Origin of the sequence: Pseudomonas sp. S60 (genome assembly GCF_016647865.1) — a bacterium.
Classification (GTDB): Bacteria; Pseudomonadota; Gammaproteobacteria; order Pseudomonadales; family Pseudomonadaceae; genus Aquipseudomonas; species Aquipseudomonas parafulva.
In genome coordinates this window covers 1-25111 of record NZ_JACVVH010000009.1, presented here as the reverse complement: position 1 = coordinate 25111, position 25111 = coordinate 1, and the positions used below count along the sequence as shown (strand labels likewise).

General features: G+C 60.4%; 24 protein-coding genes and 1 pseudogene. 18 read left to right on the top strand and 7 right to left on the bottom strand.

From position 1 onward, the window contains the following. Positions 1-16: 16 nt before the first annotated feature. The 3 genes from IAE33_RS06610 to IAE33_RS06600 all read left to right on the top strand — a co-directional run bounded on the left by IAE33_RS06610 (position 17) and on the right by IAE33_RS06600 (position 3393). Positions 17-301, top strand: coding sequence for a hypothetical protein (locus IAE33_RS06610; protein ID WP_201162867.1), 285 nt, complete (start codon positions 17-19; stop codon positions 299-301). A 108-nt stretch (positions 302-409) separates the two neighbouring features. Beyond that, the gene (locus IAE33_RS06605) at positions 410-1795 is read left to right on the top strand and encodes a GAF domain-containing protein (RefSeq protein WP_201162866.1); all 1386 of its coding nucleotides are present in this window, start codon (positions 410-412) and stop codon (positions 1793-1795) included. 1328 nt (positions 1796-3123) lie between these two features. Then, complete coding sequence (locus IAE33_RS06600) at positions 3124-3393, top strand: MbcA/ParS/Xre antitoxin family protein (RefSeq protein WP_328804814.1); 270 nt, start codon at positions 3124-3126, stop codon at positions 3391-3393. An 880-nt stretch (positions 3394-4273) separates the two neighbouring features. On the opposite strand, the gene IAE33_RS06595 is transcribed toward IAE33_RS06600, so the two are convergent. Further along, positions 4274-5386: a prenyltransferase/squalene oxidase repeat-containing protein gene (locus tag IAE33_RS06595; protein ID WP_201162864.1), complete on the bottom strand. Its 1113-nt coding sequence runs from the start codon at positions 5384-5386 to the stop codon at positions 4274-4276. Positions 5387-5408: 22 nt separating this feature from the next. On the opposite strand from IAE33_RS06595, the gene IAE33_RS06590 reads away from it, so the two are divergent. From IAE33_RS06590 to pncB, 3 genes and pseudogenes are all read left to right on the top strand, one after another. Next, positions 5409-5888 carry a hypothetical protein gene (locus IAE33_RS06590; RefSeq protein WP_201162863.1) on the top strand — a complete coding sequence of 160 codons (480 nt, stop codon included), beginning with the start codon at positions 5409-5411 and terminating at the stop codon, positions 5886-5888. Between the two features lie 336 nt (positions 5889-6224). Then, a pseudogene (locus tag IAE33_RS06585) lies at positions 6225-6563 on the top strand (isochorismatase family protein); the annotation flags it as partial. Next, on the top strand, positions 6560-7759 hold the full coding sequence (gene pncB, locus IAE33_RS06580; RefSeq protein ID WP_201162862.1) for a nicotinate phosphoribosyltransferase: 1200 nt from the start codon (positions 6560-6562) through the stop codon (positions 7757-7759). The pseudogene IAE33_RS06585 and the gene pncB, both read left to right, overlap by 4 nt. 40 nt (positions 7760-7799) lie before the next feature. On the opposite strand, the gene IAE33_RS06575 is transcribed toward pncB, so the two are convergent. Further along, positions 7800-8582 (bottom strand): IclR family transcriptional regulator, encoded by a 783-nt coding sequence (locus IAE33_RS06575; RefSeq protein ID WP_201162861.1) that lies wholly within the window; start codon positions 8580-8582, stop codon positions 7800-7802. A 151-nt stretch (positions 8583-8733) separates the two neighbouring features. On the opposite strand from IAE33_RS06575, the gene IAE33_RS06570 reads away from it, so the two are divergent. The 5 genes from IAE33_RS06570 to IAE33_RS06550 all read left to right on the top strand — a co-directional run bounded on the left by IAE33_RS06570 (position 8734) and on the right by IAE33_RS06550 (position 12699). Continuing rightward, entirely contained in the window at positions 8734-9492 is a 759-nt protein-coding gene (locus IAE33_RS06570) for an ABC transporter substrate-binding protein (RefSeq protein WP_201162860.1), read from the top strand. Positions 9493-9537: 45 nt separating this feature from the next. Beyond that, a complete protein-coding gene (ehuD, locus tag IAE33_RS06565) occupies positions 9538-10194 on the top strand; it encodes an ectoine/hydroxyectoine ABC transporter permease subunit EhuD (protein WP_201162859.1) in 657 nt (218 codons plus the stop codon). Further along, positions 10191-10934: an amino acid ABC transporter ATP-binding protein gene (locus IAE33_RS06560; RefSeq protein WP_060483139.1), complete on the top strand. Its 744-nt coding sequence runs from the start codon at positions 10191-10193 to the stop codon at positions 10932-10934. The genes ehuD and IAE33_RS06560 overlap by 4 nt, the downstream gene beginning before the upstream one ends. After that, complete coding sequence (locus IAE33_RS06555) at positions 10931-12217, top strand: NAD(P)/FAD-dependent oxidoreductase (protein ID WP_201162858.1); 1287 nt, start codon at positions 10931-10933, stop codon at positions 12215-12217. Before IAE33_RS06560 ends, IAE33_RS06555 begins: the two co-directional genes overlap by 4 nt. Before the next feature lie 83 nt (positions 12218-12300). Further along, positions 12301-12699 (top strand): GFA family protein, encoded by a 399-nt coding sequence (locus tag IAE33_RS06550; protein ID WP_201162857.1) that lies wholly within the window; start codon positions 12301-12303, stop codon positions 12697-12699. A 47-nt stretch (positions 12700-12746) separates the two neighbouring features. Here the strand turns inward: IAE33_RS06550 and IAE33_RS06545 are convergent, their stop codons facing one another. Next, the gene (locus tag IAE33_RS06545; protein ID WP_201162856.1) at positions 12747-13928 is read right to left on the bottom strand and encodes an N-acetylmuramoyl-L-alanine amidase; all 1182 of its coding nucleotides are present in this window, start codon (positions 13926-13928) and stop codon (positions 12747-12749) included. Between the two features lie 199 nt (positions 13929-14127). Here IAE33_RS06545 and yidD point away from each other — a divergent pair, with 199 nt between their 5' ends. Then, the gene (gene yidD / locus IAE33_RS06540) at positions 14128-14376 is read left to right on the top strand and encodes a membrane protein insertion efficiency factor YidD (RefSeq protein WP_201162855.1); all 249 of its coding nucleotides are present in this window, start codon (positions 14128-14130) and stop codon (positions 14374-14376) included. A gap of 5 nt (positions 14377-14381) precedes the next feature. Here the strand turns inward: yidD and IAE33_RS06535 are convergent, their stop codons facing one another. Beyond that, entirely contained in the window at positions 14382-15275 is an 894-nt protein-coding gene (locus IAE33_RS06535) for a LysR family transcriptional regulator (RefSeq protein ID WP_201162854.1), read from the bottom strand. A 109-nt stretch (positions 15276-15384) separates the two neighbouring features. Between IAE33_RS06535 and IAE33_RS06530 the strand changes: the two genes are divergently transcribed. From IAE33_RS06530 to uvsE, 6 genes are all read left to right on the top strand, one after another. Beyond that, a complete protein-coding gene (locus IAE33_RS06530) occupies positions 15385-16446 on the top strand; it encodes a YeiH family protein (RefSeq protein ID WP_201162853.1) in 1062 nt (353 codons plus the stop codon). Positions 16447-16549: 103 nt separating this feature from the next. Further along, entirely contained in the window at positions 16550-17923 is a 1374-nt protein-coding gene (gene ppnN / locus IAE33_RS06525) for a nucleotide 5'-monophosphate nucleosidase PpnN (protein WP_028633765.1), read from the top strand. 155 nt (positions 17924-18078) lie between these two features. Continuing rightward, entirely contained in the window at positions 18079-18585 is a 507-nt protein-coding gene (locus tag IAE33_RS06520; protein WP_201162852.1) for a (2Fe-2S)-binding protein, read from the top strand. Continuing rightward, the gene (locus IAE33_RS06515; protein ID WP_201162851.1) at positions 18582-19583 is read left to right on the top strand and encodes an FAD binding domain-containing protein; all 1002 of its coding nucleotides are present in this window, start codon (positions 18582-18584) and stop codon (positions 19581-19583) included. Before IAE33_RS06520 ends, IAE33_RS06515 begins: the two co-directional genes overlap by 4 nt. Further along, complete coding sequence (locus IAE33_RS06510) at positions 19580-21772, top strand: xanthine dehydrogenase family protein molybdopterin-binding subunit (RefSeq protein ID WP_201162850.1); 2193 nt, start codon at positions 19580-19582, stop codon at positions 21770-21772. The genes IAE33_RS06515 and IAE33_RS06510 overlap by 4 nt, the downstream gene beginning before the upstream one ends. Positions 21773-21799: 27 nt before the next feature. Continuing rightward, positions 21800-22813 carry a UV DNA damage repair endonuclease UvsE gene (gene uvsE / locus IAE33_RS06505; protein WP_201162849.1) on the top strand — a complete coding sequence of 338 codons (1014 nt, stop codon included), beginning with the start codon at positions 21800-21802 and terminating at the stop codon, positions 22811-22813. Between the two features lie 19 nt (positions 22814-22832). Here uvsE and IAE33_RS06500 read toward each other — a convergent pair whose 3' ends face one another. The 3 genes from IAE33_RS06500 to IAE33_RS06490 all read right to left on the bottom strand — a co-directional run bounded on the left by IAE33_RS06500 (position 22833) and on the right by IAE33_RS06490 (position 24885). Then, positions 22833-23054 (bottom strand): hypothetical protein, encoded by a 222-nt coding sequence (locus IAE33_RS06500; protein ID WP_201162848.1) that lies wholly within the window; start codon positions 23052-23054, stop codon positions 22833-22835. Between the two features lie 139 nt (positions 23055-23193). Further along, positions 23194-23898 (bottom strand): SDR family oxidoreductase, encoded by a 705-nt coding sequence (locus tag IAE33_RS06495; RefSeq protein ID WP_201162847.1) that lies wholly within the window; start codon positions 23896-23898, stop codon positions 23194-23196. 81 nt (positions 23899-23979) lie between these two features. Continuing rightward, positions 23980-24885, bottom strand: a complete 906-nt coding sequence (locus IAE33_RS06490) for a LysR substrate-binding domain-containing protein (protein WP_201162846.1) — start codon at positions 24883-24885, stop codon at positions 23980-23982. Between the last annotated feature and the right edge of the window lie 226 nt (positions 24886-25111).

Genomic DNA, 25111 nt, shown 5'->3' with positions numbered 1-25111 from the left:
GACCAAGGAGCGATCGATGGCGGTATTTATGGTGACATGGAACCTGAACAGAGAGCGTAGCAATTATGCTCAGGCGCGAACCGCTTTCATCCAACATTTAGAACGCTACCAAAATGTCAAAGATCCTGGATTGGAGTCCGTGCGCTGGATCAGCATCAATGCGACGGCGGAGCAGGTCTGTACCGACCTTAGAGCCAAGATCGATGCTAATGACCGTATTTTTGTGACTCAAATTACTGCCGGCACCCATCAAGGGTGGCTTGAAAAAGCCGTTTGGGACTGGATCAACGCACGTCTTTAAGCATTCCGGAGCGCTCCCCTACAGGAGCGCCCTGATGCTCGTTCGGCGGCTTAAGCAAACGCCCGTTGTTATGGACAGATCTAGCAGGACGCCGTAAGGAATTCGATCATGAGTACCGATGCCACGAACGCCCCCTCTTCCCCCTTGGTCGACAACTCGAGTGAGCCCCCTCAGAAAAAACGGCGTTTTTTTGCGTCCGCCTGGGGCTCATTCTTTCTCGCGTTTGCGAGCGTATTCAGTGCTGCATTCATTTCCGTCTGCAGTACACCAATCCTTACGCAACTTGAAGCGCTCTCCGAACGCAACTTTGAAGTGAGTTACAAGCACTCTCTATGGGCCTTGGGCTTATCGATCGTCGCGTTGTGGATGGTTTATCGACGTGAGCGAGCCTTAAGTGCCGTCACAGACGAGAAGGAAGCTGAGCTACACCGCCAAAGTCAGGTGCTCCAGGAAAGGCTACGACTTCAAAATCATGAGATGGAGGGGCGCTTGACTCATCTTCCACCACGCCAATTTATTCATGAGTATGTGGAAACTCAGGCCAACATCGGGCAGCTTCGAAGGTTGTCCAAGACAGAAACCAACATCACGCGGGACAAAATCGTTGAACGCATGCAGTCCATGCTCGACAGCATCCTCGCGTTGACCAGGCTCTGGGATGGGGTCTCCGGAACCAATAAACATGTGGCATACCAAGCGAATATCATGAGCGTGTTCTCCAGGGATGAAGTCGCCTTGGATATCCTTGTGCTACCACAGCAATTGCCAGGCATGGAGGAAAAGGCTCCGGATGAAGTCGAGCCTTCAGCGAGCGACGCGGCATCGCAACCTATGTCTGCCGCTGGCGAGGAAACGACAGCAGATCAAGTCCAGAGCAATCCGATGCCTGCCGGGCCACGGAGGGCTTCGCGCTTCACGAAAGAGGTATGGTTCATGCACGATCACTTTTTCTTGCATAATCAGAATTACGATGTAGCTCTGGAGCGCTGCTCGGGCATCCTCTTCCTTGAGGACGAGCTCACTGCAGCCTCAATGGGTTGCGACGCTCCGAAAAGCGGATTGGAGCAGGTGTGCATGCCCTACACAGATGACTTGATTTTCGATGACGATTACCACCATCCCAACCTTCCTGGAGCTCCTCGCGTTGCTGCATCAGGCCAGCCTGAGTACATTTCCAGCACGTCGACCGTAGTGAAGGAATGGGTCAACCGCCAACGCGACGAGGTACGCGAATTCAACGGCCGGTATGAGCAGAAGATCATGCAGTACTACCGGAACCTTGAGCACGCAAAATCCATTCTAAGCATGCCGATTCTGCATAACGATGAGCTCATCGGTGTACTCAACGTTAGTCGTAACGCAGAGCACATGCTGCTCAACGCTGACCGCGCGGAGCAATTTGCCCACTTTATGGCTCCGGTTTGCTACCACCTTGGCAAAATGTTAGCTTTACTACACACCACAGACATTCCTGACGCACCTACCGGAGGTTGATCATGACAAATGAGCTACGCGTTACTCTGGTTCGCAAAGCCTGCGCTGCAGCGGCCCCGAAGAAACGCCCGAAAACTGCCGATGAGATCAGCCGCGAGCTTTCCAGTCGCGCACGCAAAATTTTGGCAGGCGAAGTCTTGGAGTCAAATGCCAAGCACCTAAACAGCTACTGAGCCTTCTGCTCCAGGAAAGCCGCCTTAAGGGCGGCTTTTTTGTGTCCGGTAACCGTACCGCTTGCTTGAGAGCATCCTCACCAGACCTTGAAAGCTCGTTGCCCCCTAGCCGTCGAAACCCGAACGATCGAAACCTCAATCATCTCTCATGAATCTCCCGTGCGCGGAAGCATGGTACGAGCGCATCCATCCGTTCCACTGATCCTCTTCATTCCTCCGCGACGAAGAATACAAGGCGTTGTGCATTGGCTTCATGGACTCTGTAGAACGCATTCGCGCTGAGCGCTTTGAATCCGCCTGCGGAAATCAATGGCCGCTACCTCTGACCATCCGATTGCCGGCTGGTGATTCCCCGCCAACCATGTAAGCGCCTTCGCGCTAGAGCAAAATTTCAAGTGTGTCCGTACCTGAGCGCATCACGTACTACCTGAAGAGGTGACAGATGATCGGCGTGTCTGCTGCAGGCTCCACAATGTTCAACCACACTCAACAACAGCGCCAAATAAATGATCTACGGATAATGCCCGAGTTCAGGCTATTTCTTACCCGCCTGCAACCTTCAGTCAGTGCAATGAAGATCTACCAACGGGAATTGCAGAAATCTTGATTAGGCCAATAATTTTGGAAGAGGTTGTAGTCCAGGCGTAGAGCTACCTCCCGAGCTTTATTGTCCACTGCCGCCCATGCCGCGCGCATCCGCTCTTCCCTGTTCTGAGCGGCTAGCAATCGGTCTACAACCTCACTAGCCCACCCTTCTCCGCCAAAAATCCCCTGCGCAACGCTAATAGCAGATCGCCCTAATTCCTGACTTAGCTGAATAGCTGAATAGCTGAATAGCTGAATAGCTGAATAGCTGAATCCAGCATATGATAAAGGAGCCCTAGGGCTTGAAATTTCGACAGCTCCTCGCTTTCTTGCCTTTCGATGCTGTGCTTGATATTAAACTTACCATCGGAAATTTCAAAAAAAATCTTGAGCTGCGACAGGGTCTGCCCCTTATTATTGTTCTTTCTTATAAAATATCGTTGAGCTCTCACCTAAACAAGCTTAGCGGTGCAATGGAGCTTGTGGGGTTAAGGCGGCGTTCATCCCTAAAGTCTAGCCTGCGCCTCGGCCAAGGATACCTATTGCCCTCACCGAACTGCTTGCCGCACTATGAGGGGGATAAGCAACCCATATCGCGACTGGTACGAGATGGGCATGGCTGGAGTTGCGGATAACAGTGGGGGCTACATGGACTATGTGAACCACATACTGGCTGAGGCCGAGAGCGTTTTTGGTGACAAACGAAAAGCTGCCGTATGGCTTTCTAAGCCACGTCCTGCTTTTGGCGGAAGGACTGCCTTGGAGCTCGCGCGCGATCAGCCAGGACACCAGAAGGTGATGGAAGAACTGAAGCGCCTGGGGCATGGTTACGGCTGCTAGTGCCAGCTAACCCCAGACGCGCTTTAGGCTTAAACTCGATTAACCTAAAGCTTGATGATTGGGTGCTTTCGGCGCAGCTGACTCGCAACCTGCTTAAAGCACCCTGTGACAACAAACACTGTGGCGCACGCAGCAACATAGGGGAAAGACTCCCAGAGTGTCATCCCGAGGATGAGCTCTTGAGTGGCCCCCGCAAGCTTCCGCATTCCCTTGCCTGCCATGGCCAGGCATCCGGGAATGAGTACCCAGGCACCGAGCACCTTGGCATGTTGGGTTTGAGTGTATCTGACTAGCTCAAGCAGGATTTTCACCTTTGCCTCCTTAGGCGCTTGGAAGGCCACCAGGTTGACTCATATTCCGAGCGATGGCGAACCAAAATGGGGGACGGAGTTCGTTGCCACCCCTTCTGCGTCGCTTCCAGAAAGGCAACCACGCAGGCCTGGCCAGTCATCACGCGAGCGCAGCACATTGCCCGTTGATTCCTAGCCAGACACACGCAACGACATGGATTAAATCAGCACGCACCAAAAATAGCTGTTGACTGAAAAGCTGTATACGCATACAGTATATTTGTCTACCGACGGGTTCCCTCTCCAACCTGGTTAGCTGTATGACCTTTGCGATGTTCCCCGGTAGCACCACATCATCGACTGGATGACGATGATGTGGCAAAGAGCCCTTTCGGGGGCTTTTTTCGTTTCTGTTTCCGAAGAAAATCTAGTAACCACCACGTACATCTTACGTGGCGTGATCAAATCTCTTAGCTAACGCTCCCGGTCTGATTGTCAACACTTAGTGCGGATCCGCTTCCTCATAACAGCGAGTCTACGCTTCACGCCGATTCTAGGATTTAGAAATAGCAATTTGCGATTTCCTAGGGTTACTGTAAAAGATCCAAATTCAGGAGCTTCTTTGAAAATCGATCTATAAATTTTCGAGCATCTCGAATGCCATCAGATAGCTCAGCTGCGCTCGCCTCATGAGCGCGGTGAATGATTCCATCTCGGCGACCAACCAAAGAGCTGAGTTGATCGCGATGCGGCAGACGCTGGGGGGCGGTTATCACGCCAATACGCTGGAGTGCATCCTGCAATGCTCTCAGCGCCTCCCTAGGGCCAAGCGTTTCGGTACCATTCTCCTTAAATGCTGAGAGGGCCAAGTCCTCTCGCCGCTCAAACAATCCATATAGAAACATCTCGACAGCGTGGACGGTAGCAATGGCGGCGAGCCTGCGGTTATTTGCGCCACCCTCCCACTGCAGCTCTTCGGCCTTCCTGAAAAAGTCCCTAGCCATCAGCAAGAAACCGTCAACCTGGGCAAGCATCTGAGTCTTGTTGGTCAGGTAGGACAAAACCACCCCAACAGTGAAATCGGTCGTCCACGGCTCAGCATCCCAGTCGCCCAAAACTGATTGCTGTGACAGCACCCATGACTCGCCAGCTTCAAGCACGTGCGGAACGTCCCCTGCCTGATCCGATCTTCGGATAGCCTCCAACGCCAGGACAGTGCTGACTAGATCAGGCTCCTCGTCGCCCTCATTTCGAGGAAAGCCATGACTATCCGGTAAGATGCGTGTAAGTAGCCAAGCGACAGCCTTGCCAATAGCTTCGTGGTACCGGTCATCGCCCAATCGCTGCAAGGCAACAGTAGCGTATGCGGTGATGCGAACGCTTCCGAGCTGATTCGGCTCAGCCCCCCAACAGCCAGAGAGGTCTTGTCGACGGATCAATCGGTCAGTAAGAACCGCCGTCTCTCTACGTAGGCGCGCCACTACTGTGCGGCTTTGGCTGCAACGCCAGAGTGCATAACCAATGTCTTCAATTCGGCCCTCCCTATCTTCTTCGCCCCCAAGTTCGATAAGGCGTTGGGCGCAGACGCTCAGCACTTCCTCGAGCCGATCCCTCTCTGTTGGACTTCCATACAGCCCCAAAAACCATGCGACAGAAAATGACCAATCCTCAAAGACTACTGCTGTTATTTTGAAACACCCCATTAGCGGGAGTTACCAGCACTGTTTGGAAACACTAGCAGATGCAATAGATGACGAGGTAGTTCTGGCATCGTCGCTGATCGACTGCGTTTTGGAGCTAATAAACATTGGCGTTCCAGAAAGAGAGCTAACCGCACTCGGCAATTTAGTCAAATCACTTGAAGCCTATGACTTCACTGAAGCAACGGAGCCACTCGCGGACTTGGCGTACACAACCATGAGCGATCTGCTTGATGAGATGTTCGAGGAAAGCGACGTGTTCGGAAGGGGCGATGATCTGTCTGCGGCCAACCGAACACTAACCAATATGATTGACGAGAAATTTTCGAGTTGGCATGTAGCCCCTTCCGAGGCACTGATCGACGGAATCGTTGACGCCTATGACATACCCTACCGTATGAGGCGTTATTTTGAACAAGAGGAGCAGAGTTACGTCTCGCCCCGAGCGGAACAGAGCCAGCTTGAAGCGATGGGCATCGATGATCTGTTCAGCCGAGAGCGTTAGTTTTTTGCAGGTTGGATGAGGGTGTCATTCGGCTTTCTGGGCTTTTTTGTAGCATGGTCAGCGGCGAATGAGGTCGCTCGGCGGGCTGGTACTGAAGGACTTTCGGAGAGGCATTGGATGGAATCTTCGAGATCGTAGCACCTACCGGGGGTGTGATTCTGGGACTCGCCAAGTGCTCTGTTGGATTGGTCTTCTCCGAGCAGGCTGAGGTGGCTGAGGTCTTCCCATTGAAGGCACTAAAGGGCTGGAGGCCTGTCAGATCAGGGGCTTCAGGGTTGAAGGGGGAGCCAGGTGACGTTGACAAGAAATAAGTGGTTTTGGTGCATTTCACAAAACGTGTGGAAAGGCGTCGAACCCGACCTGCACCCCTACGGCGCCTGTTATCACGACCTGGCCGAGCGCCGTTCCACCGGTGTGATCGAATACCTCAAGGTGCAGCAGGTAGGTGCAGTGATCGTCGGCGGCCTGGCCCTGGATTACTGCGTCAAGACCACCGCCCGGCAATTGCGCCAGGCGGGCTTCCAGGTGCTGCTGTACCTGCCGGCCTGCCGCGCCCTCACCCAGGCCGGTGCCATCGAAACCTGCGGCGCGCTGGCAGCAGAGGGTGTGGTGCTGTGCGGCGATGAAGCCGCCCTCGACCACCAATTGGCTTTGATCAAGGAGCAGCGCTCATGAGCGACAGTGTTTTCGGCCCACGCATCATCCAGAATTTGCTGGACACCGACTTCTACAAGATCACCATGATGCAGGCGGTGCTGCACAACTACCCTAATGCCGAGGTGGAGTGGGAGTTCCGTTGCCGCAACGGCGAGAACCTGGCCCCGTACCTGGCCGAGATCCGCTACCAGGTGGAGCAACTGGCCGAGGTCAGCGTCACCCAGGACCAACTGGCCTATCTGGAAAAAATCCCGTTCATCAAACCCGACTTCATCCGTTTTCTGAGCCTGTTCCGTTTCAACCTGCGCTACGTACAGGTTGGCCTGGACGATGCCGGGCAACTGGCCATTCGCGTTCGCGGCCCGTGGCTGCACGTGATCCTCTACGAAATCCCGCTGCTGGCCATCATCAGCGAAGTGCGCAACCGCTATCGCTACCGCGAAGTGGTGATCGAACAGGTGCGCGAGCGGCTGTACCAGAACCTCGACTGGCTCAAGGCCGAGGCCAGCGCCGACGAACTGGCGGGCTTCCAGCTGGCCGACTTCGGCACCCGCCGGCGGTTCTCGTACCGGGTGCAGGAAGAGGTGGTGCACATCCTCAAGCGTGACTTCCCCGGCCGCTTCGTCGGCACCAGCAATGTGCACCTGGCCCGCGAATACGAACTGCGCCCCATCGGCACCATGGCCCACGAATGGTTCATGGCCCACCAACAGCTGGGCCCGCGCCTGGTGGACAGCCAGGCGGCGGCGCTGGAATGCTGGGTTCGCGAATACCGCGGCTTGCTGGGCATCGCCCTCACCGACTGCATCACCATGGACGCCTTCCTTGGCGACTTCGACCTGTACTTTGCCAAGCTCTTCGACGGCTTGCGCCACGACTCTGGCGACCCACTCGCCTGGGCAGAAAAGGCCATCGCTCACTACGAGAAACTGGGTATCGACCCCATGAGCAAGACGCTGATCTTCTCCGACGGGCTGGACTTCACCAAGGCCCTGGCACTGTACCGGGCACTGCACGGGCGCATTCAAGTGAGCTTTGGCATCGGTACCAAGCTGACGTGCGATATACCGGGCGTGGAGCCGATGAACATGGTGATCAAGATGACCGCGTGCAATGGCGCGCCAGTGGCCAAGATCTCGGACAGCCCGGGGAAAACGCAGTGCCGGGATGAGAACTTTGTGGGGTATCTGCGGCATGTATTCAACGTGGGGTGAACGGTAGCAGAGGCGGCAGAACGAAGCGCCTCGACTAAGCCTACAACTGCAACGCCCGTATCGAAGTTGTAATCGCCCGCGCGCACTCCAGCACTGCGGGCCCTAGCCGCCGCTCCGCTTCCTCCACCGTCCACCGGCTGGTGGGCGCCACCACGTGCACCGCCGCCACGGGCAAACCCTCGCTGTTGCGCACGGGCGCCGCCAGGGCCATGTCCCCGAGGAACAATTCCTCGCAGTTGGTCGAAAACCCGTCCCTGCGCGCCTGGTCCACCCGCTCGAGGATGTCGTCCAGGCCAACCCGTGTCTGGCGCGTGTGCTGCACGAAGGTGCAGCCGCTCAGGTGTTCATGGGCCTGCTCGCGCGGCAATGCGCTCAGGTACGCACGCCCGGAGGCTGTGCAGTACATGGGAATACGGCTCCCAAGGGGCATATGGATGGGGATGAACTTGGGGCCCACGAACCGGGCCACGTAGATCATGTCGTCTGCCACCGGCTCGGTCAGGTTGGTGGTTTCGCCGGTCACCTGGGCAAGCTCTGCCAAAAACGGGTTGGCCACGTCTACCAGGGTGTTCGACGCCAGGTAGTTGTAACCAATCTCCATCACCTCGGGCGTTAGCTGGAAACGCTTGGTGATTGCGTTCTTGCGCACGTAGCCCAGGGCCTCGAGGGTGTGGACCATGCGCTGGGCGGAGCTTTTATTGATGCCGGCTGCCTGGGCAACTTCAGCCAGATTCATTGTTCTGCGCCGCGCATTGAACGCTTTCAAAACCGCCAACCCCTTCTCAAGGGATTGATTGAACAGGGCATTTTCAATGTCACTCACGGTTTTTCACCCTATACATATCGATATGCGATATTTATAAATCTCTTTACGATTTTTGTAAATCAATTATATTCGACTCAAGGCCACTGCCCTGGTCCAAGGCCTCACTCTTTCGATAACGACAAAAACCACGAAATCAGGAGTCCACCCCATGCGTTCACAACTTCGTGCACTCACTTGCGCAGCCGCCCTGGCAGCCAGCTTCATCACCGGTACTGCCTTCAGCGCAGACACCTACCGGGTCGGTGCCACCGCCACCGGCGTGCCTTTCACGTTCCTGGATGTGAAGAGCAACCAGATACAAGGGATGATGATCGACTCGGCGCAGGCAATCGCCAAGGCAGGCGGGTTTGACGTCACCATCTTGCAGAACAACTTCTCGGCACTGATCCCCTCACTCACGGCGAACAAGATCGACATCATTTCTGCAGCCATGCTGAAAACCCCAGAGCGGGAGAAAGTGGTGCAGTACTCCAAGCCGGTGTATCAGTACGGCGAGGCGCTGGTGGTCAACCAGGATGACAACGGCACGTACACCAGCATGGACGACTTCAAGGGTGAAGTGGTAGGCGCGCAGGTCGGCACGGTGTTCATCGACGAGCTCAAGCGCCGTGGCATCTACAAGGAAGTCAGGGGGTATGACTCCATCTCCGACCTGCTGCGCGACCTGGCCCTGGGGCGAATCAAGGCGGGCTTTGCCGACAAGCCGATCCTCACTTACCAGGCGTCTCAAGGGCTGCTGAAAAAAGTACGCCTGGTTGACGGCTACAAACCCAGCCTCAACGGCGAAGTGTGCCTGATCGTGCGCAAAGGCGACCAACAGCTGCTGGAACAGATCAACCGCGGCATCGATGCGGTAAAAGCGGACGGCACGCTGGATGCGATCATCGCCAAGTGGCACATCAACTGACGCCATTACGCGCGTCAGGCGCCTACCGGACAAGCGGGTACTTCTATGTTTCTGCAGAACGCTCTGGACTTTCTTCCTGTGTTGCTGGAAGGGGCAGTGGTCACGGTTAAAGTGACCGCGCTGTCGTTCATTCTCAGCTCGGTCATCGGGCTGGTGTTTGCCCTGATGATGGTGTCGAACAGCAAGCTCATCGCCAGAACCGGCTACACACTCGTCAACATCATCCGCGGGCTGCCGATCATCGTGCAGCTGTTTTACATCTACTTCGTGCTGCCCGACTTCGGCATACAGCTGAGTGCGTTTCAAGCGGGTGTGATCGGCCTGGGCATCGCCTACTCGGCTTACCAGGCCGAGAACTTCCGCGCCGGTATCCAGGCAGTGCAGCAAGGGCAGATCGAGGCCGCCGAATCGATCGGCATGCGCGGGGCGATGATCATGCGCCGGGTGGTGCTGCCACAGGCCTTCAAGATCGCCCTGCCACCCTACGGCAATACCTTGGTGATGATGCTCAAGGATTCCTCGCTGGTGTCCACCATCACCGTGGCGGAAATGACTCGGGCCGGCCAGCTGATCGCATCGTCCACCTTCGAGAACATGACGGTTTATACCTTGGTGGCCCTGCTCTACCTGGCGCTGAGCCTGCCACTGTCGTATGGGTTGCGGCGGCTGGAAGCCCGCCTTGGGACGAGGAACAACGCATGATCAGTATCAAGGCGCTGCACAAAAGCTATGGGTCCACCCGCGTGCTCGAGGGTATCGACCTGGAAGTGAACAGCGGCGAAGTGGTGTGCCTGATCGGGCCCTCCGGCTCGGGCAAGTCCACCCTGCTGCGCTGCATCAACGGCCTGGAAACCTACGAGGGTGGCGACATTCTGGTGTCGTCCGAGCGGGTAGACCGGCACGCCAGGTCGATCCACACCATCCGTACCGAAGTGGGCATGGTGTTCCAGCGCTTCAACTTGTTCCCGCACCGCACTGCCCTGCAGAACGTGATGGAAGGCCCGGTGTACGTGAAGAAAGAGAGCCCGGCCGCCGCTCGCGCGCACGCGGTGGAACTGATGGAAAAGGTGGGCCTTGGCCATCGCCTGGACGCCTACCCGGATCAACTGTCGGGTGGCCAGCAGCAACGCGTGGCGATTGCACGGGCGTTGGCCATGCGGCCCAAGGCGATTCTGTTCGACGAACCCACCTCCGCGCTCGACCCCGAACTGGTGGGCGAGGTGCTGGGCGTTATGCGCACCTTGGCCAAAGAGGGCATGACCATGGTGGTGGTCACACACGAGATGGCCTTCGCCAGGGAGGTTTCCGACAAAGTGTGCTTCCTGTACGGCGGCAAGATCGTGGAAGCGGGTGTGCCCCAGGATGTGTTCGGCCGCCCTGCTCACCCGCGCACCCAGGATTTCCTGCGCCGTCTTCTCAACAGCAGCGAGCCACAGGCATGAGCGTACATTCATTTGCCATGCCCCAGTCCCTGTGGGCTGCCACGGCGCAGCCAGGGCCGCAAACGCCGCCGCTGACAGAGGACAAACAGGTCGATGTGGCCATTGTCGGGGCCGGCTATACGGGCCTCACCACAGCGCTGCATCTGGCTAGCGCTGGCACAGCCACCTGTGTACTGGATGCAGGTGAGCCAGGCTGGGGTGCCTCGGGGCGTAACGGTGGGCAAGTGATTCCGGGCCTGAAGTACGACCCGGACGAGCTGATGAAGCTGTTCGGTGATGAAAAAGCGGAGGCGATCATTCGCGTTGCCGGGGGGGCTGCGGATGAAGTGTTCAAGCTGATCGACCGCTACGGCATCGACTGCGATGCGGTACGCCAGGGCTGGATACAGCCTGCCTGCACCCCGGCGGCCATGCGCGCCATCGAACAGCGGGCCCAGCAGTGGCAGCGCAGGGGCGTTGCGGCTGAGCTGCTCGATGCACGCGGCGCTGCTGCCCGCATCGGCAGCCAGGGCTACCTGGGCGCCTGGGTCGACCCCCGCGCCGGCAGCGTGCACCCGCTGAAGCTGGCACGGGGGCTGGCCCGTGCCGCACTCCATCACGGCGCTGCAATACATGGCCGTACCCGCGTCACCGGACTCAAACGCGAGGGCAATCAATGGGTGCTCACCACCGAACAGGGCGCCCGGGTCACCGCGCAACGTGTGGTGCTGGCGACCAATGGCTATTCGGATGACCTGTGGCCCGGCCTGAGGCAGACCCTCATCGCGGCCAACAGCTTCATCGTGTCCACACCGGTGCTACCCACAGCACTGGCGCAGCAGATCCTGCCGCGGGGCGAAGTCTGCTCGGATGCCCGCCGCTTGCTGCTGTACTACAAAAAGGACGCGCAAGGGCGGCTGCTGCTAGGCGGCCGCGGGCCGTTCTCCGAGCCGCGCTCGCCAGACGACTTCAACCAGCTCAAGCGCGCCGTCACGGCGTTGTTCCCGCAACTGGAAGGGATCGGCTTCGAACATCACTGGAGCGGCAGGGTGGCGCTGACCCGGGACTTCCTGCCACACGTCCACGAACCGGCGCCAGGGCTCAGCATTCTGCTGGGCTACAACGGCCGGGGCATCGCCATGTCGACTACGCTGGCCCGGCATTTGTCGGGTCACCTGCTGGGCGCCTCGAATGACCTGGTGTTTCCGGTCACGCCAGTCAACCCGATCCCGTTTCATGGTTTGCAGCGTCTGTACCTTGGCGCGGGCATTGCCTGGTATCGGTTGTTGGATACCTTTGGTTGAACGGTCAGCTGAACAAATAGCCGTCGCAGTGGAACCACTGCGGCTAAGCTTGCATCTCTCGCACAAGCTGAAGAGGAATGGGTATGCAAAGCACTGCCTACGAAGGTGGCTGCCTGTGCGGCTGGATCAGGTACAAGGCCCTGGCCCCCGCGATACAGCCACACACCTGTTCGTGCAAAACGTGCCAACGCCATACCGGTGCCGTGACGGCGGTGTGGGTGGAGTTCACACAGCAGAGCGTCACCTGGGTGGGTGGTGGTGGCGTGCCTTCCTTGTTCAGGTCATCAGATTACTCCAGCCGGGCGTTCTGCAGCCGGTGTGGCAGTTCTGTCGGTGCCATTGACGATGATTCGACGGTCGCATTGCTGGTCGGTGGTTTTGACGACAATGACCTGGCAGAGCTGCAACCGAGGTTTCATGCGTTCGAAGACAAGCAGCCCCGCTGGTGGTTTGACGCCGGCGCTAGACCGGGGCAGTTTTAGGCTGCCCTGGGGCAGCGCGGTTTGGACCAAGGGCACCGCATGCCGTTTTAACCCACGTTGCTGTACATCGCCGCTATCAGGCTGCCTGCCGGTGGCCTCGTCCGGAAGTAGCCTTCTATACCCGCAAAGATCGCCTGGGTGATCTTGTCCTGATGCCGGCTGTCATGCAGCCGCTGGCAGTCGGTTGGGTTGGAGATGAAGCCGGTTTCCACCAGTATCGACGGCACAGCAGCCGACTTCAGCACGGCAAAGCCTGCCTGTTCCACCCGCGCCTGATGCAGGCGGGCGATACCGCCCAGTTGTTCGAGCACAGCATGGCCAAGGTCCAGGCTGGTGGAGATCGTTGCATTCATCGCCATGTCCAGCAGCACCCCGGCGACCATGGGGTCATCCTGTTGCAGCTTCACCGCCAGCCCTCCTCCCACCGCATCCGCACCGTTTTCACGTGCTGCCATCCAGCGGGCCATCGAGGAGCTGGCGCCGCCCTGTGAAAGGGCGAACACCGAGGCCCCTGAGGCGGTAAGCCTGGGCGCCGCGTCGGCATGGATCGAAATGAACAGGTCTGCATTGAGCCGCTGCGCCACCTCGGCGCGTTTGCGCAGTGGGATGAACACGTCATCGCTGCGCACCAGCCGGGCCTTGTAGCCCTTCTGCGCATCCACCCGCCTGGCCAGGCGCTTGGCGATGTCCAACGCCACGCGCTTTTCCTGCTCACCCCGGGCACCCACGGCGCCTGGGTCTTTACCGCCGTGCCCGGCATCGATTACCACCAGAAGGTCGCGGTCACGGCCGCGCGAGGCCAGCGCGGTAGCCGGGGCTGCGAGGGGCGCAAGGCGCTTGTCAGTGCCCGTTGGCAACCACAGTTCCAGCCTGCCCCCGCGATGATGCAACTCACCCTGAATGCCTGGCCCTGCGAGGTCCAGCACGATCCGCAGGTCGCCAGACGAGGTTGTGCCGCTACGAATCGCGACCACCGGTGTGTCGTGCAGGTTCAAGGCGGCCAATGGCGCCCCGAGCTGTGTATTGTGCAGGTCGATGACCACCCGAGGAGGCGATTGCAGGCTGAAACTGTTGGCGACCGCCGGGCCATCAAGGCTCAGTACCAGCTTGGTGACACCTGGTGAACGCATAATTTCAACATTTCGCAGGCGCTGTGCTGCATAGGCCTGCAGCGAAGCCGGAAGCGCCAGTCCCGCCAGTAAAAATTTCAAAAGGCTACGTCTGTCCATACTGCTTCCACACCATGGTTTCTCTGGTACGTACAAAAGCGTTACGTTATAACACTTATGTCGGTTACTGTACCTAGCCCATTGCGCGGAAAATCGCGGTCATAGCTAGCTGCCAGACTGTTAGCATCGGCCCGATTGCTGGGCATGCTTTGGCATTGAAGATACTGCGCAAGGCGCCCGCCTGCCCCAGGAGCGTGATATGAAACACTGGCCACGTCTGGCACTCGTCGCTCTGATCCGCGGCTACCAGCTGATCATCAGCCCTCTGCTTGGGCCGCGCTGCCGGTTCTACCCTTCCTGTTCACACTACGCCATCGAGGCCCTGCGGGTGCACGGCGCTGGGCGGGGCAGCTGGTTGACGCTGCGCAGGCTGCTGCGGTGCCATCCGCTACACCCAGGCGGGGTCGACCTGGTGCCGCCTGAAAAGAACAGCACTGATGGGCCGTAAGCCCCTCAACCCGCTTCAGACCCCAGCTGCCCGACACAGAGCTCGTAAAACCGCGCCGCCACCCGCGATGGGCTGGCAGCATGGGGCATCAGGATTGAAAACCGCCTGACCAGCGCCTGTGGCGCGATGGGTATTCTGCACAAGGCGCCATCCTCGTGCCGGATCGACATGGCCGATACAAAGCCGATGCCCATGCCCGCACGCACCGCCTCCTTCACCCCTTCTACCCCCGCAATCTCCAGGGCCACTCGCATCGCCACCCCGCTTCGGGCAAAAGCCCGCTCTACGATCTGCCGTACCCCGGAGCCACCCTCGCGCAGCACCAACGGGTAAGCCCCCAGTGCTGCCATGGTTTGCGAAGCGGTGCCGGCCAGCGGGTGGCCGCCGGGCACGATGGCGACAATCTCGTCTTCTCGCCAGGCTGTGAGCTCGGTGCCCACCGGCAATGCCTGGCCAGCAGGGCCCTCGATCATGGCGATGTCTACGCTGTCCAGCGCTGCCAGAATCTCGGCAGTGTTGCCCTGGGTGGTGGTGATGAGCACGTCAGGGTAGCGCGCCTGGAAGTCGGCAATCAGATAGGGCAGCAGGTAGCTGGCTGGCGTGGTACTGGCACCGATGCGCAAGGTGCCCCGCTCCAGCCCGCGCATGGCTTCCCGCAGCGCCTGGGCCTGGCGGTAGGTGTCGCGCAGGCGTGTGGCGTGTGCCAGCAACTGCAGGCCGGCGTCGGTGAGCTTTACCCCGCGGCCCGCCCGTTGATACAGAGGCTCGCCAAAGGTCTCCTGCAGCACCTTCAACTGCCCCGACACGGCGGGCTGGGACAGATGCAGTGCCTGCGCCGCGTGGCTGATGTTGCCGAACTGGGCGACGGTGGCGAAGGTTATAAGCTGTTCTGGTGTCATGAATGTAAAGTATCAGCTGTGCGGATATTTGCCATTTCAAATTACGATTTTTTATAAGCTTATAACCAGATTATCGTGGCCCTGTCTTGTCCCCTGCCAGGTGAATGCCATGATCACGTCTTCCACCCCCTCGGCGGCAACCCCGGTACTGACCACCCGCGGTCGGCTCAACGGTGTGCTGTTCGTGGCACTCTTCGCCCTCGCCGTCACCCAACTGGCCGCCATGCCCTTCATCGCCGGCCTTGGCATCAGCCCGTTGATCGTCGGCATTGTTGCGGGTGCGCTTTATGGCAATGCGTTGCGCGAGGGGCTGCCTGCCAGCTGGGCTGCTGGTGTGAACTTTTCTGCGCGCGGCCTGCTGCGTATCGCCGTTGCCCTGTTCGGGCTGCGGGTAAGCCTGCAGGAGATCGCCCAGGTGGGTTGGCCAGGGCTACTGGTATCTGTACTGGTGGTGGGTAGCACACTGCTGATCGGCCTGTGGTGCGGCACCCGGCTGCTGGGGCTGGACCGCGACACAGCCCTGCTCACGGCCGCAGGCAGCGCGATCTGCGGCGCTGCGGCAGTGCTGGCATTCGAGTCGGCGCTGCGCAGCGCGCCACACAAAAGTGCGATGGCGGTGGGCAGCGTGGTGCTGTTCGGTACCGTGTCGATGCTGCTATACCCCTTGCTGGTCAAAAGCGGCTGGCTGCACCTTGATACCCTGGCGGCTGGGCTGTGGGTGGGCGGCACACTCCACGAAGTAGCGCAAGTCGTGGGGGCAGCCAGCAACATCAGCCCGCAGGCTACCCACATTGCCACGATCGTGAAGATGACCCGGGTCATGATGCTGGTGCCGGTGCTGCTGCTGGTTGGTGTGTGGGTCAACCGCACACGCCAGGCCGGGCTGGCCCAAGGCAAAGGCCGCACCAACGTGCCGTGGTTCGCCTTTGGTTTCCTCGCACTGGTGGTGGTGAACTCACTGCAGGTACTGCCGGCAAGCTTCACCCAGGCTGTAAATGGGTTGGACACCTTCGCGTTGACCATGGCCATGACTGCCCTGGGCATGGAGACGCGTATCGATCAGATTCGCCAGGCAGGGCCTCGGGCACTGATTACCGGGGCGATCCTGAACCTGTGGCTGCTGGTCGGCGGCCTGGGCATCACACTCGGCGTGCTGAAGCTGCTGGGGTAATGGGCCATTTGGAGGCTTTTTTTCTACCCCCCTCGTTGCCGCTCACATTTCTCGGTATGGTGTTGTCAAAGAAGGATGTTTTACCCGCACAGGAAAGACTTAGATGCCTCAACGCCATGTCATCAATGCATCCGTCAGCCCCAAAGGCAGCCTGGAGACGCTGTCACAACGTGAAGTGCAGCAACTGAGCGAAGCCGGCTCCGGCAGCCTCTACACCTTGTTCCGCCAGTGCGCCCTGGCCATCCTCAACACCGGCGCCCATGTCGACAATGCCAAGACCATCCTCGAGGCCTACCAGGACTTCGAAGTGCGTATCCACCAGCAGGACCGCGGCGTACGCCTGGAGCTGCTGAACGCGCCCGCCGACGCGTTCGTCGATGGCGAGATGATCGCCAGCACCCGTGAAATGCTGTTCAGCGCCCTGCGCGACATCGTCTATACCGAGAGCGAGCTGGCCAGCCAGCGCATCGACCTGGAAAGCTCCCAGGGCATTACCGATTACGTCTTCCACCTGCTGCGCAACGCCCGTACCCTGCGCCCGGGCGTGGAACCGAAGATGGTGGTGTGCTGGGGTGGCCACTCGATCAGCACCGAGGAATACCAATACACCAAAAAAGTCGGCCACGAGCTGGGCCTGCGCAAGCTGGATATCTGCACCGGCTGCGGCCCGGGTGTGATGAAGGGCCCCATGAAGGGCGCCACCATCGCACATGCCAAGCAGCGCATGCCGGGCAGCCGTTACCTGGGCCTGACCGAGCCGGGCATCATCGCCGCCGAGGCGCCTAACCCGATCGTCAACGAGCTGGTCATCCTGCCGGATATCGAAAAACGCCTTGAAGCGTTCGTGCGTGTCGGCCACGGCATCATCATTTTCCCGGGCGGTGCGGGCACGGCGGAAGAATTCCTCTACCTGCTGGGCATCCTCATGCACCCGGACAACCAGGATGTACCGTTCCCTGTGGTACTGACCGGCCCCCGTAGCGCCGAGCCCTACCTGCAGCAATTGCATGCGTTTGTCGGCGCGACCCTGGGCGAGGCAGCGCACCGGTTCTACCAGATCATCATCGACGACCCGGCAGAGGTTGCCCGGCACATGGTGGAGGGGCTCAAGCAGGTGAAGCAGTTCCGCCGTGAACGTAACGATGCGTTCCACTTCAACTGGCTGCTCAAGATCGAAGAAAGCTTCCAGCGGCCGTTCGACCCCACGCACCAGGCAATGGCCGACCTTGCGCTGCGCCGCGACCTGCCGCCGCACGAACTGGCGGCGAACCTGCGCCGGGCGTTTTCGGGCATCGTGGCGGGTAACGTGAAGGACAAAGGGATCCGCCTGATCGAGGAGCACGGGCCCTACCAGATCCGCGGCGACAGCGCTGTGCTGGACCCGCTGGGGCGTTTGCTGCAGGCGTTTGTCGACCAACACCGGATGAAGTTACCCGGTGGGGCGGCGTACGTGCCTTGCTACCAAGTGGTGACCTGACCCACCCAACTGCCGCTGCATAAAAGGCAAACCACAGTACTCACGGGCAAAAATAACTGCGCCTGGGCACACAGGCTGAACGTTCCTGGCCCCACGCAAGTCGCAGCACTAAGACACAGAACACTGTGCGCACCCGACCCGTGAGGACCTGCACCATGACCGCAACCCCTGACCAGGGCGCCCTACAGCGCCCTTTGCAGATGACCATCAACGGTGAGCACAAAGCGCTGACCGTACACCCCTGGACCACCCTGCTCGACCTGCTGCGCGAACAGCTGGACCTGGCCGGCACGAAGAAAGGCTGCGACCACGGCCAGTGTGGCGCCTGCACGGTGCTGCGCGATGGCAAGCGCATCAACGCCTGCCTGACCTTGGCGGTGATGTGTGAAGGTGCCGAGCTGGTCACCATCGAAGGCCTGGCCGACGACGACCGCTTGCACCCCATGCAGCAAGCCTTCATCACTCAGGATGCGTTCCAGTGCGGGTATTGCACACCAGGGCAGATCTGCTCGGCGGTGGGTCTTGCCAATGAAGGGCGAGCCCACAACCGCGATGACATCCGTGAACTGATGAGCGGCAACCTGTGCCGCTGCGGCGCCTACAGCAACATCGTTGCTGCGGTGGAAGAAGCCTTGCCCTTGATCAAAGGGGCACGCCCATGACCCCTTTCAGCTATCACAAGCCGGCGTCACTCGATGAGGCCGTGAGCCTGGCAGGCCCGTCATCACGCTTCATTGCCGGGGGCACCAACCTGGTCGACCTGATGAAGGAAAACGTCGAGCGTCCTGAACACCTGATCGACATCACGGGGCTGGCCCTGAAGGCGATCGAGGAAACGCCCGAAGGTGGCGTAATGGTCGGCGCGCTGGTCAGCAACGCCGACCTGGCCTGGCACCCGCTTGTCGAAGCGCGCTACCCCTTGCTGGCCCAGGCCATTCTGGCCGGCGCGTCCCCGCAGCTGCGCAACATGGCCAGCACCGGCGGCAACCTGCTGCAACGTACCCGTTGCTATTACTTCTACGACACCGGGACCCCTTGCAACAAGCGCGAGCCAGGCAGCGGATGCCCGGCGCGCCAAGGCCTCAATCGTATGCACGCCATCCTTGGCGCCAGTGACGACTGCGTAGCCACACACCCTTCGGACATGTGCGTGGCACTGGCCGCACTCGCGGCAGTGGTGCACGTTCACGGGCCCGCAGGGGCGCGGCAAATACCGTTTGCCGATTTCCATCGCCTGCCTGGGAACACGCCGCAGCGTGACAACCAGCTTGCCCAGGATGAGTTGATCACCGGCATCGAGCTGCCCGCTGAACCGTTTGCAGCGCATTGCCGCTATATCAAGGTGCGTGACCGGGCTTCCTATGCCTTCGCCCTGGTGTCGGTGGCGGCTGCGTTGCAGATCGAGAACGGGGTTATTCGCGAGGCGCGCCTGGCGTTGGGTGGTGTCGCACACAAGCCATGGCGAGACCCGGCAGTGGAAGCCCTGTTGCAGGGTAAACCCGCCAGTACCGAGCTGTTCACTCACGCTGCCGATGCCCTGCTGCAGGCGGCAAAACCGCTTGCCCAGAACGGCTTCAAAGTGCCGCTTGCGCGCAACGCCATTATCCGCGCACTGAGCGAGGCCTGCGCAGCCGACAACAGCCAGGGGGGTATGCAATGAACAGTGTCGTGGGAACACCCATGGACCGCGTGGACGGCGCGGCCAAAGTCACCGGCCAGGCCCGTTATGCCGCCGATCACCCGCAAGAAGGCCTGCTGCATGCCAGCGTGGTGTCCAGCACCATCGCCCGTGGACGGGTGGTGAAGGTGAACAGCGAAAAGGCCCTGCAAGTGCCCGGCGTGATCGCCGTGCTGGACCATACCAACCGCCCGCACGTGTCCAGCTACGATGACGACTACAGCGACGACGACGCCGCCGAAGGCTCGCCCTTCCGCCCATTGTTCAATGAGCGCGTACTGTACAGCGGCCAGCCGCTGGTGCTGGTGATTGCAGACACCCTGGAGCTGGCCCGCTACGCCGGCTCACTCGTCACCATTGAGTACAGCCAGCAAGCGCATCAATCCGACTTGCTCGCTGCGCTACAGCAAACCCACGAAGCCCCCGCCGAAACACCAGAACCTCGCGGTGATTTTGCAGGGCATTTCGCGGGGGCCGATGCCAAGGTGGACGTGACCTACCTGACCGCCAACGAGCATCACAACCCCATGGAGCCCCACGCCTCGACGGTGTGCTATCAGGCCGACGGCAGCCTGGTCATCCACGACAAAACCCAGGGCACGCAGAATTGCCAGGAATACCTGCACAATGTCTTCGGGCTGCCCAAAGACAAGCTGCGGGTCAAAGCGGCTTTCGTCGGTGGCGCGTTCGGCTCCGGCCTGCGCCCGCAGTACCAGCTGCCCCTGGCGGTGATGGCTGCGCTGCACCTCAAGCGCTCGGTGCGTCTCACCCTCACGCGCCAGCAAATGTTCACTTTCGGCTATCGCCCACGCACCCAGCAACGCCTGCGCCTGGGCGTGGATAAACACGGAGCCCTGGTCGCCATCGGGCACGATGCCATCGGCCAGACATCGCGCTTCGAAGACTTCACCGAACACCTGGTGGAATGGAGCGGCATGTTGTACCAGTGTGACAACGTGGCGTTGAGCTACCGCCTGGCGCCGCTGGATGTCTACACACCCCTGGACATGCGCGCCCCAGGCGCAGGCTCCGGAGTACTGGCGTTGGAGTGCGCGATGGACGAACTGGCCAGTGCCGCCGGGCTAGACCCGGTGGAACTGCGCAAGCGCAACTTCGCCAGCCACAATGGCAACGAGGGCAAGCCCTACTCGAGCAAGGAGTTGCTTGCCTGCTACGAGCAGGGTGCCGAACGCTTTGGCTGGGCCCGGCGGCAGGCCTCGCCCGGGTCCATGCGCGACGGTAACCAGCGCATCGGTTGGGGCATGGCGGGTGGTGTGTGGGAGGCCATGCAGATGAAGGCCAGTGCCAAGGCCAGTTTGGACAGCGCCGGGCACCTGACTGTCAGCAGTGCGACCACTGACATCGGTACAGGTACTTACACGGTGATGACCCAGATTGCGGCCGATGCCGCGGGTATCGACGTAGGTAACGTGACCTTCAAACTGGGGGACTCCTCGTTGCCTACCGCGCCGTTGCAAGGGGGCTCGTTCACCGTGTCTTCGGTTGGCTCTGCGGTACGCCAGGCGTGCCTGACGTTACGCGAGCGGCTGATCGAGCGTGCCCGCCAGCAGCGGCCTGAGTTGGCAAGCGAAGCGGATACCGCTTTCACCCTTGAAAACGGCCAGCTGAAGGCCGGCAAGCACTCGGTCCCGTTGGCTGAGCTGCTGGCCGTGGACCCGCAGCAATGCCTGGAGGTGCAGGTCGAAGCCAACCCGGACGACAAGCGCAAGCCCTACTCCACCGCTACCCACTCGGCCGTGTTCGTGGAGGTGCAGGTGGACGACGACCTGGGCACGGTCCGCGTTACCCGAGTGGTCAGCGCGGTGGCGGCCGGGCGCGTGGTCAACCCCAAGACCGCACGCAGCCAGATACTCGGTGGCGTTGTCTGGGGCATAGGCATGGCGCTGCATGAAGAAAGCCAGACCGACCATGCCCTGGGGCGCATCCTCAACCACAACCTGGCGGAGTACCATGTGCCGGTGAACGCCGACATCGGCGACATCGACGTCATCTTCGTCGAGGAAGACGACCGTGTGGTCAACGCGCTGGGTTCCAAGGGGGTAGGTGAAATCGGCGTGGTGGGGGTGGCGGCAGCGGTGGCCAATGCCATCTACCATGCCACCGGCAAACGTGTGCGTGAGTTCCCCATCACGCTGGACAAACTGATCTGAACGGGCTGGGCCCTCTGGAGCATCCCCATGTCACGCCTGGGCTTTGCCTGCATGTACCGGCACCCTCACCGCAGCCTGGCGGTGAAGGCGCTGGAAACCATCGAACGCACGTTCAACCCGCGTACCACCACCTTGCGTTGGGTCAGCGGGGCCAGCCAGGAGGCGGCCCGCGCCAAACTGCTCGAACTGGTGCAGCACAACCTCGACGCCCAGCTTCGGCTGCTGGCTTATGTCAGCGAGCTGCCCCCTGCCCTGCGCATGTTGCGGCTGAGCAGTGACCTGTTGCCGTTGTACAGCCACCCCAGCGTGGCGCATGTGTACCAGGAAGCCGATTTTCAGGGGCTGATGGCTGAGCGGTTTGCGGCGATCGGCGCCCTGGCGCGTCAGCAGGATATTCGGCTGTCGTTCCATCCTGGCCAGTACTGCGTGCTAGGCTCGGATCGCCCGGAGGTGGTGGAGAACAGCCTGGCCGAGTTCGAATACCACGCAGACATGATCCGCATGATGGGCTACGGCAAGGTATTCCAGGACTTCAAATGCAATATCCACATTGCAGGCCGCCTGGGGGGTGAAGGCATCCGGCATGCATGGCCGCGCCTGTCCCAGGTGGCGCGCAACGTGATCACGTTCGAGAACGACGAAAAAACCTATGGCCTGGACGACTGCCTGGCACTGGCCGACCTGGCACCGGTGGTGCTGGATATCCACCACTGCTGGATCCACGAGGGCGATTACATCGACCCCGCCGACCCACGGGTGGCGCGGGTGATCGACAGCTGGCGCGGTGTGCGTCCCACGATGCACTACTCGCAACCCCCTGAGCACCTGCAGGCATTGGGCTTCACCGCCGAGCGCAAACTGGTGATGGACGAGTTGCTGGCGCAGGTGAACAAGCGCGACCTGTATGCGCACAGCGCAATGATGTGGAATGACTGGACCAACCGCTACGCGCTGCAGTTCACCCAGTGGTTCGACATCATGTTCGAAGCCAAGGACAAGAACCTCGCAACCCTGGACTACTACCACCGTTACCTGGCCTGAGCTACAGCCCCGGCAGCCTTCAGTCGCTGCCGGTTCGGCCCTCGGTCTCCAGACAGCCATTGCGGCACGTGCACTCGTACTCCGCCTGCGCGCGGGTGGGCAGGTTCAGGCTCAGCCGTATTTTGTCCTGGGTATCGTAGAGGTCATACCCTTCCCCCAGTGCGGATGGAAAGCCGATGCGTCGTGGGTGTATTTCTCGTATCAACGGTACAGCGGGAACCACAACGAAGCGCGTCTGCATGATCGTCCCTCTCGGCAGTACCTTAGTATTAGTCCTGCTATGAGAAAGCATCAAGCATACTCATGCAATTAGGTGCCCGATTGCCGGTTGCCCTGACCTACGGTAGTGGCTGGCCCTGACGCATCGTTCAACGGCAGTTTCAGACGCTGCGGGTAAGCCCGCCATCCACCCTGATGTTCTGGCCTGTTATATAGGCGGCGCCGTCGCTGGCCAGGAACCCGACCGTGGCGGCGATCTCATCGCTGCTGCCGTAACGCTTGAGCGGTACGCTGTCGCGGCGCTGATCGGTGGCGGGCAAGCTGTCGATCCAGCCTGGCAGCACATTGTTGATGCGAATGTTGTCGGCGGCGTAGGTGTCGGCGTAGATCTTGCTGAAGGCAGCCAGGCCTGCGCGCATCACTGCCGAGGTGGGGAACAGGTCACTGGGTTCGAAGGCCCAGGCGCTGGAGATATTGATGATGACCCCGCTTTGCTGACGCTGCATCACCGGTGTCACCAGCCGCGTGGGGCGGATCACATTGAGCAAGTAGGTATCCATGCCCAGGTGCCAGTCGTCATCACTGATGTCCAATATCGGCCCCCGGGGACCATGGCCGGCACTGTTGACCAGTACATCGATGCGGCCCCACTTGCGCACCACTCCCTCGACAAGGCGCTGGAGGTCATCGACCGACTGGTTGCTGCCAGTGATGCCGAAGCCATTCAGCTCCTCAGCCAATACCTCGCCTTTACCAGATGACGACAGGATGCCGACCTTGAAACCGTCGGCGGCAAGCCGGCGGGCTGCCGCTGCGCCCATGCCGCTACCGCCTGCCGTGATGATCGCTACCTGTTCAGTTGCCATATTGCCTCCAGTGGTTCGCGGGAAATGCGTGAACTCACGGTAGCAGCGATACCAAGGTGCAGGTAGGCAGCCGGCACTGGGCTAGGCAGTAGATTTTCTATCGCCTGCTTCGGTTTGCAACCAGTCGATCACCGCCTGCAACGTAGGGTGAGGCCGGCCCTTGCGCGGCCAGACCAGATAGAACGCCTTGTCCAGCTGCAGTTGCTGGGGCAGCGCCAACGCCAGCCTGCCGGCGGCAATGTCGTCGCAGACAAACGCGTAACTTGCCAACGCGATGCCCTGCCCGCCCACCGCTGCCTCGATAGCCAGCGAGGTCTGGTTGAAACGCACTGATCGGGCCGCGGCCGGCGGGTGGCCGGGGAATGCCGTGGCGCAAAACGAAGGCCAGAAGTCATGCGCATCGTGCAATGCCACGTAGCGTTGCAACGCGGCAAACGTCTCTGGCGGCCCGTTTTCGCTCAGCAACCCCGGGCTCACCACGGCAACAATGGGCTGCTCCATCAGCAGCAGGGTTTCCAGCCCAGGGCCAAATGGCGGGCGACCGTAGCGCACCGCCAGGTCCACGCCATCGGTGTGGAAGTGTGAAAGCCGGTCAGTGGCCAGTACCCGCAGGTCAATCCTGGGGTGTAGCTCTGCAAGCTGGCCCAACCGTGGGATCAGCCATTTGGAGGCGAACGTAGGGGTCACGCTGACCGTAAGGTGCAAGGCCGCCGGCCGCAGCGCCCGTGTTGCATCGTCGATCATGGCCAGGGCGCTACGCACGCTGTGGCTATAGGCGCGCCCTGCATCGGTCAGCCCGAGCCCGCGTGGCAACCGCTCGAACAGGCGTACCTGCAGGGTGGCCTCCAGCCCACGCACCTGCTGGGCAACGGCCGCCTGGGTTACGCCAATTTCTTCGGCCGCGAGGCGAAAGTTGAGGTGACGGGCCACCACTTCAAACACCCGCAGTGCGTTGAGCGATGGCAGTTCAGGGAAACCGACAGGCATGGGGTGAATATCTGGGGCTGAAGGAGGGTTTGCAGGCTAGCGGCAATGGGGCGGGAAGTCGATCTTGGGCTGGGATGGCAGCGCAGGGTTTCGGATTTTCCAGGGCCGGCGCCCCCACGCCTACCGGATTGCGGGTAGACGGGTGTGTAGGCTTACAGGTGCCCGCCTTGAGGGTTTTTTCGCCTGTGAGATCGAGCGCCGCCCGCGCGGCGCATCGCGAGCTGCG

Excerpts from the sequence above, each read along its gene's own strand:
- IAE33_RS06610 (WP_201162867.1), top strand. The coding sequence starts at position 17 with ATGGCGGTATTTATGGTGACATGGAACCTGAACAGAGAGCGTAGCAAT.
- IAE33_RS06605 (WP_201162866.1), top strand. The coding sequence starts at position 410 with ATGAGTACCGATGCCACGAACGCCCCCTCTTCCCCCTTGGTCGACAAC.
- IAE33_RS06600 (WP_328804814.1), top strand. The coding sequence starts at position 3,124 with ATGAGGGGGATAAGCAACCCATATCGCGACTGGTACGAGATGGGCATG.
- IAE33_RS06595 (WP_201162864.1), bottom strand. The coding sequence starts at position 5,386 with ATGGGGTGTTTCAAAATAACAGCAGTAGTCTTTGAGGATTGGTCATTT.
- pncB (WP_201162862.1), top strand. The coding sequence starts at position 6,560 with ATGAGCGACAGTGTTTTCGGCCCACGCATCATCCAGAATTTGCTGGAC.
- IAE33_RS06570 (WP_201162860.1), top strand. The coding sequence starts at position 8,734 with ATGCGTTCACAACTTCGTGCACTCACTTGCGCAGCCGCCCTGGCAGCC.
- ehuD (WP_201162859.1), top strand. The coding sequence starts at position 9,538 with ATGTTTCTGCAGAACGCTCTGGACTTTCTTCCTGTGTTGCTGGAAGGG.
- IAE33_RS06560 (WP_060483139.1), top strand. The coding sequence starts at position 10,191 with ATGATCAGTATCAAGGCGCTGCACAAAAGCTATGGGTCCACCCGCGTG.
- IAE33_RS06555 (WP_201162858.1), top strand. The coding sequence starts at position 10,931 with ATGAGCGTACATTCATTTGCCATGCCCCAGTCCCTGTGGGCTGCCACG.
- IAE33_RS06550 (WP_201162857.1), top strand. The coding sequence starts at position 12,301 with ATGCAAAGCACTGCCTACGAAGGTGGCTGCCTGTGCGGCTGGATCAGG.
- IAE33_RS06545 (WP_201162856.1), bottom strand. The coding sequence starts at position 13,928 with ATGGACAGACGTAGCCTTTTGAAATTTTTACTGGCGGGACTGGCGCTT.
- yidD (WP_201162855.1), top strand. The coding sequence starts at position 14,128 with ATGAAACACTGGCCACGTCTGGCACTCGTCGCTCTGATCCGCGGCTAC.
- IAE33_RS06535 (WP_201162854.1), bottom strand. The coding sequence starts at position 15,275 with ATGACACCAGAACAGCTTATAACCTTCGCCACCGTCGCCCAGTTCGGC.
- IAE33_RS06530 (WP_201162853.1), top strand. The coding sequence starts at position 15,385 with ATGATCACGTCTTCCACCCCCTCGGCGGCAACCCCGGTACTGACCACC.
- ppnN (WP_028633765.1), top strand. The coding sequence starts at position 16,550 with ATGCCTCAACGCCATGTCATCAATGCATCCGTCAGCCCCAAAGGCAGC.
- IAE33_RS06520 (WP_201162852.1), top strand. The coding sequence starts at position 18,079 with ATGACCGCAACCCCTGACCAGGGCGCCCTACAGCGCCCTTTGCAGATG.
- IAE33_RS06515 (WP_201162851.1), top strand. The coding sequence starts at position 18,582 with ATGACCCCTTTCAGCTATCACAAGCCGGCGTCACTCGATGAGGCCGTG.
- IAE33_RS06510 (WP_201162850.1), top strand. The coding sequence starts at position 19,580 with ATGAACAGTGTCGTGGGAACACCCATGGACCGCGTGGACGGCGCGGCC.
- uvsE (WP_201162849.1), top strand. The coding sequence starts at position 21,800 with ATGTCACGCCTGGGCTTTGCCTGCATGTACCGGCACCCTCACCGCAGC.
- IAE33_RS06500 (WP_201162848.1), bottom strand. The coding sequence starts at position 23,054 with ATGCAGACGCGCTTCGTTGTGGTTCCCGCTGTACCGTTGATACGAGAA.
- IAE33_RS06495 (WP_201162847.1), bottom strand. The coding sequence starts at position 23,898 with ATGGCAACTGAACAGGTAGCGATCATCACGGCAGGCGGTAGCGGCATG.
- IAE33_RS06490 (WP_201162846.1), bottom strand. The coding sequence starts at position 24,885 with ATGCCTGTCGGTTTCCCTGAACTGCCATCGCTCAACGCACTGCGGGTG.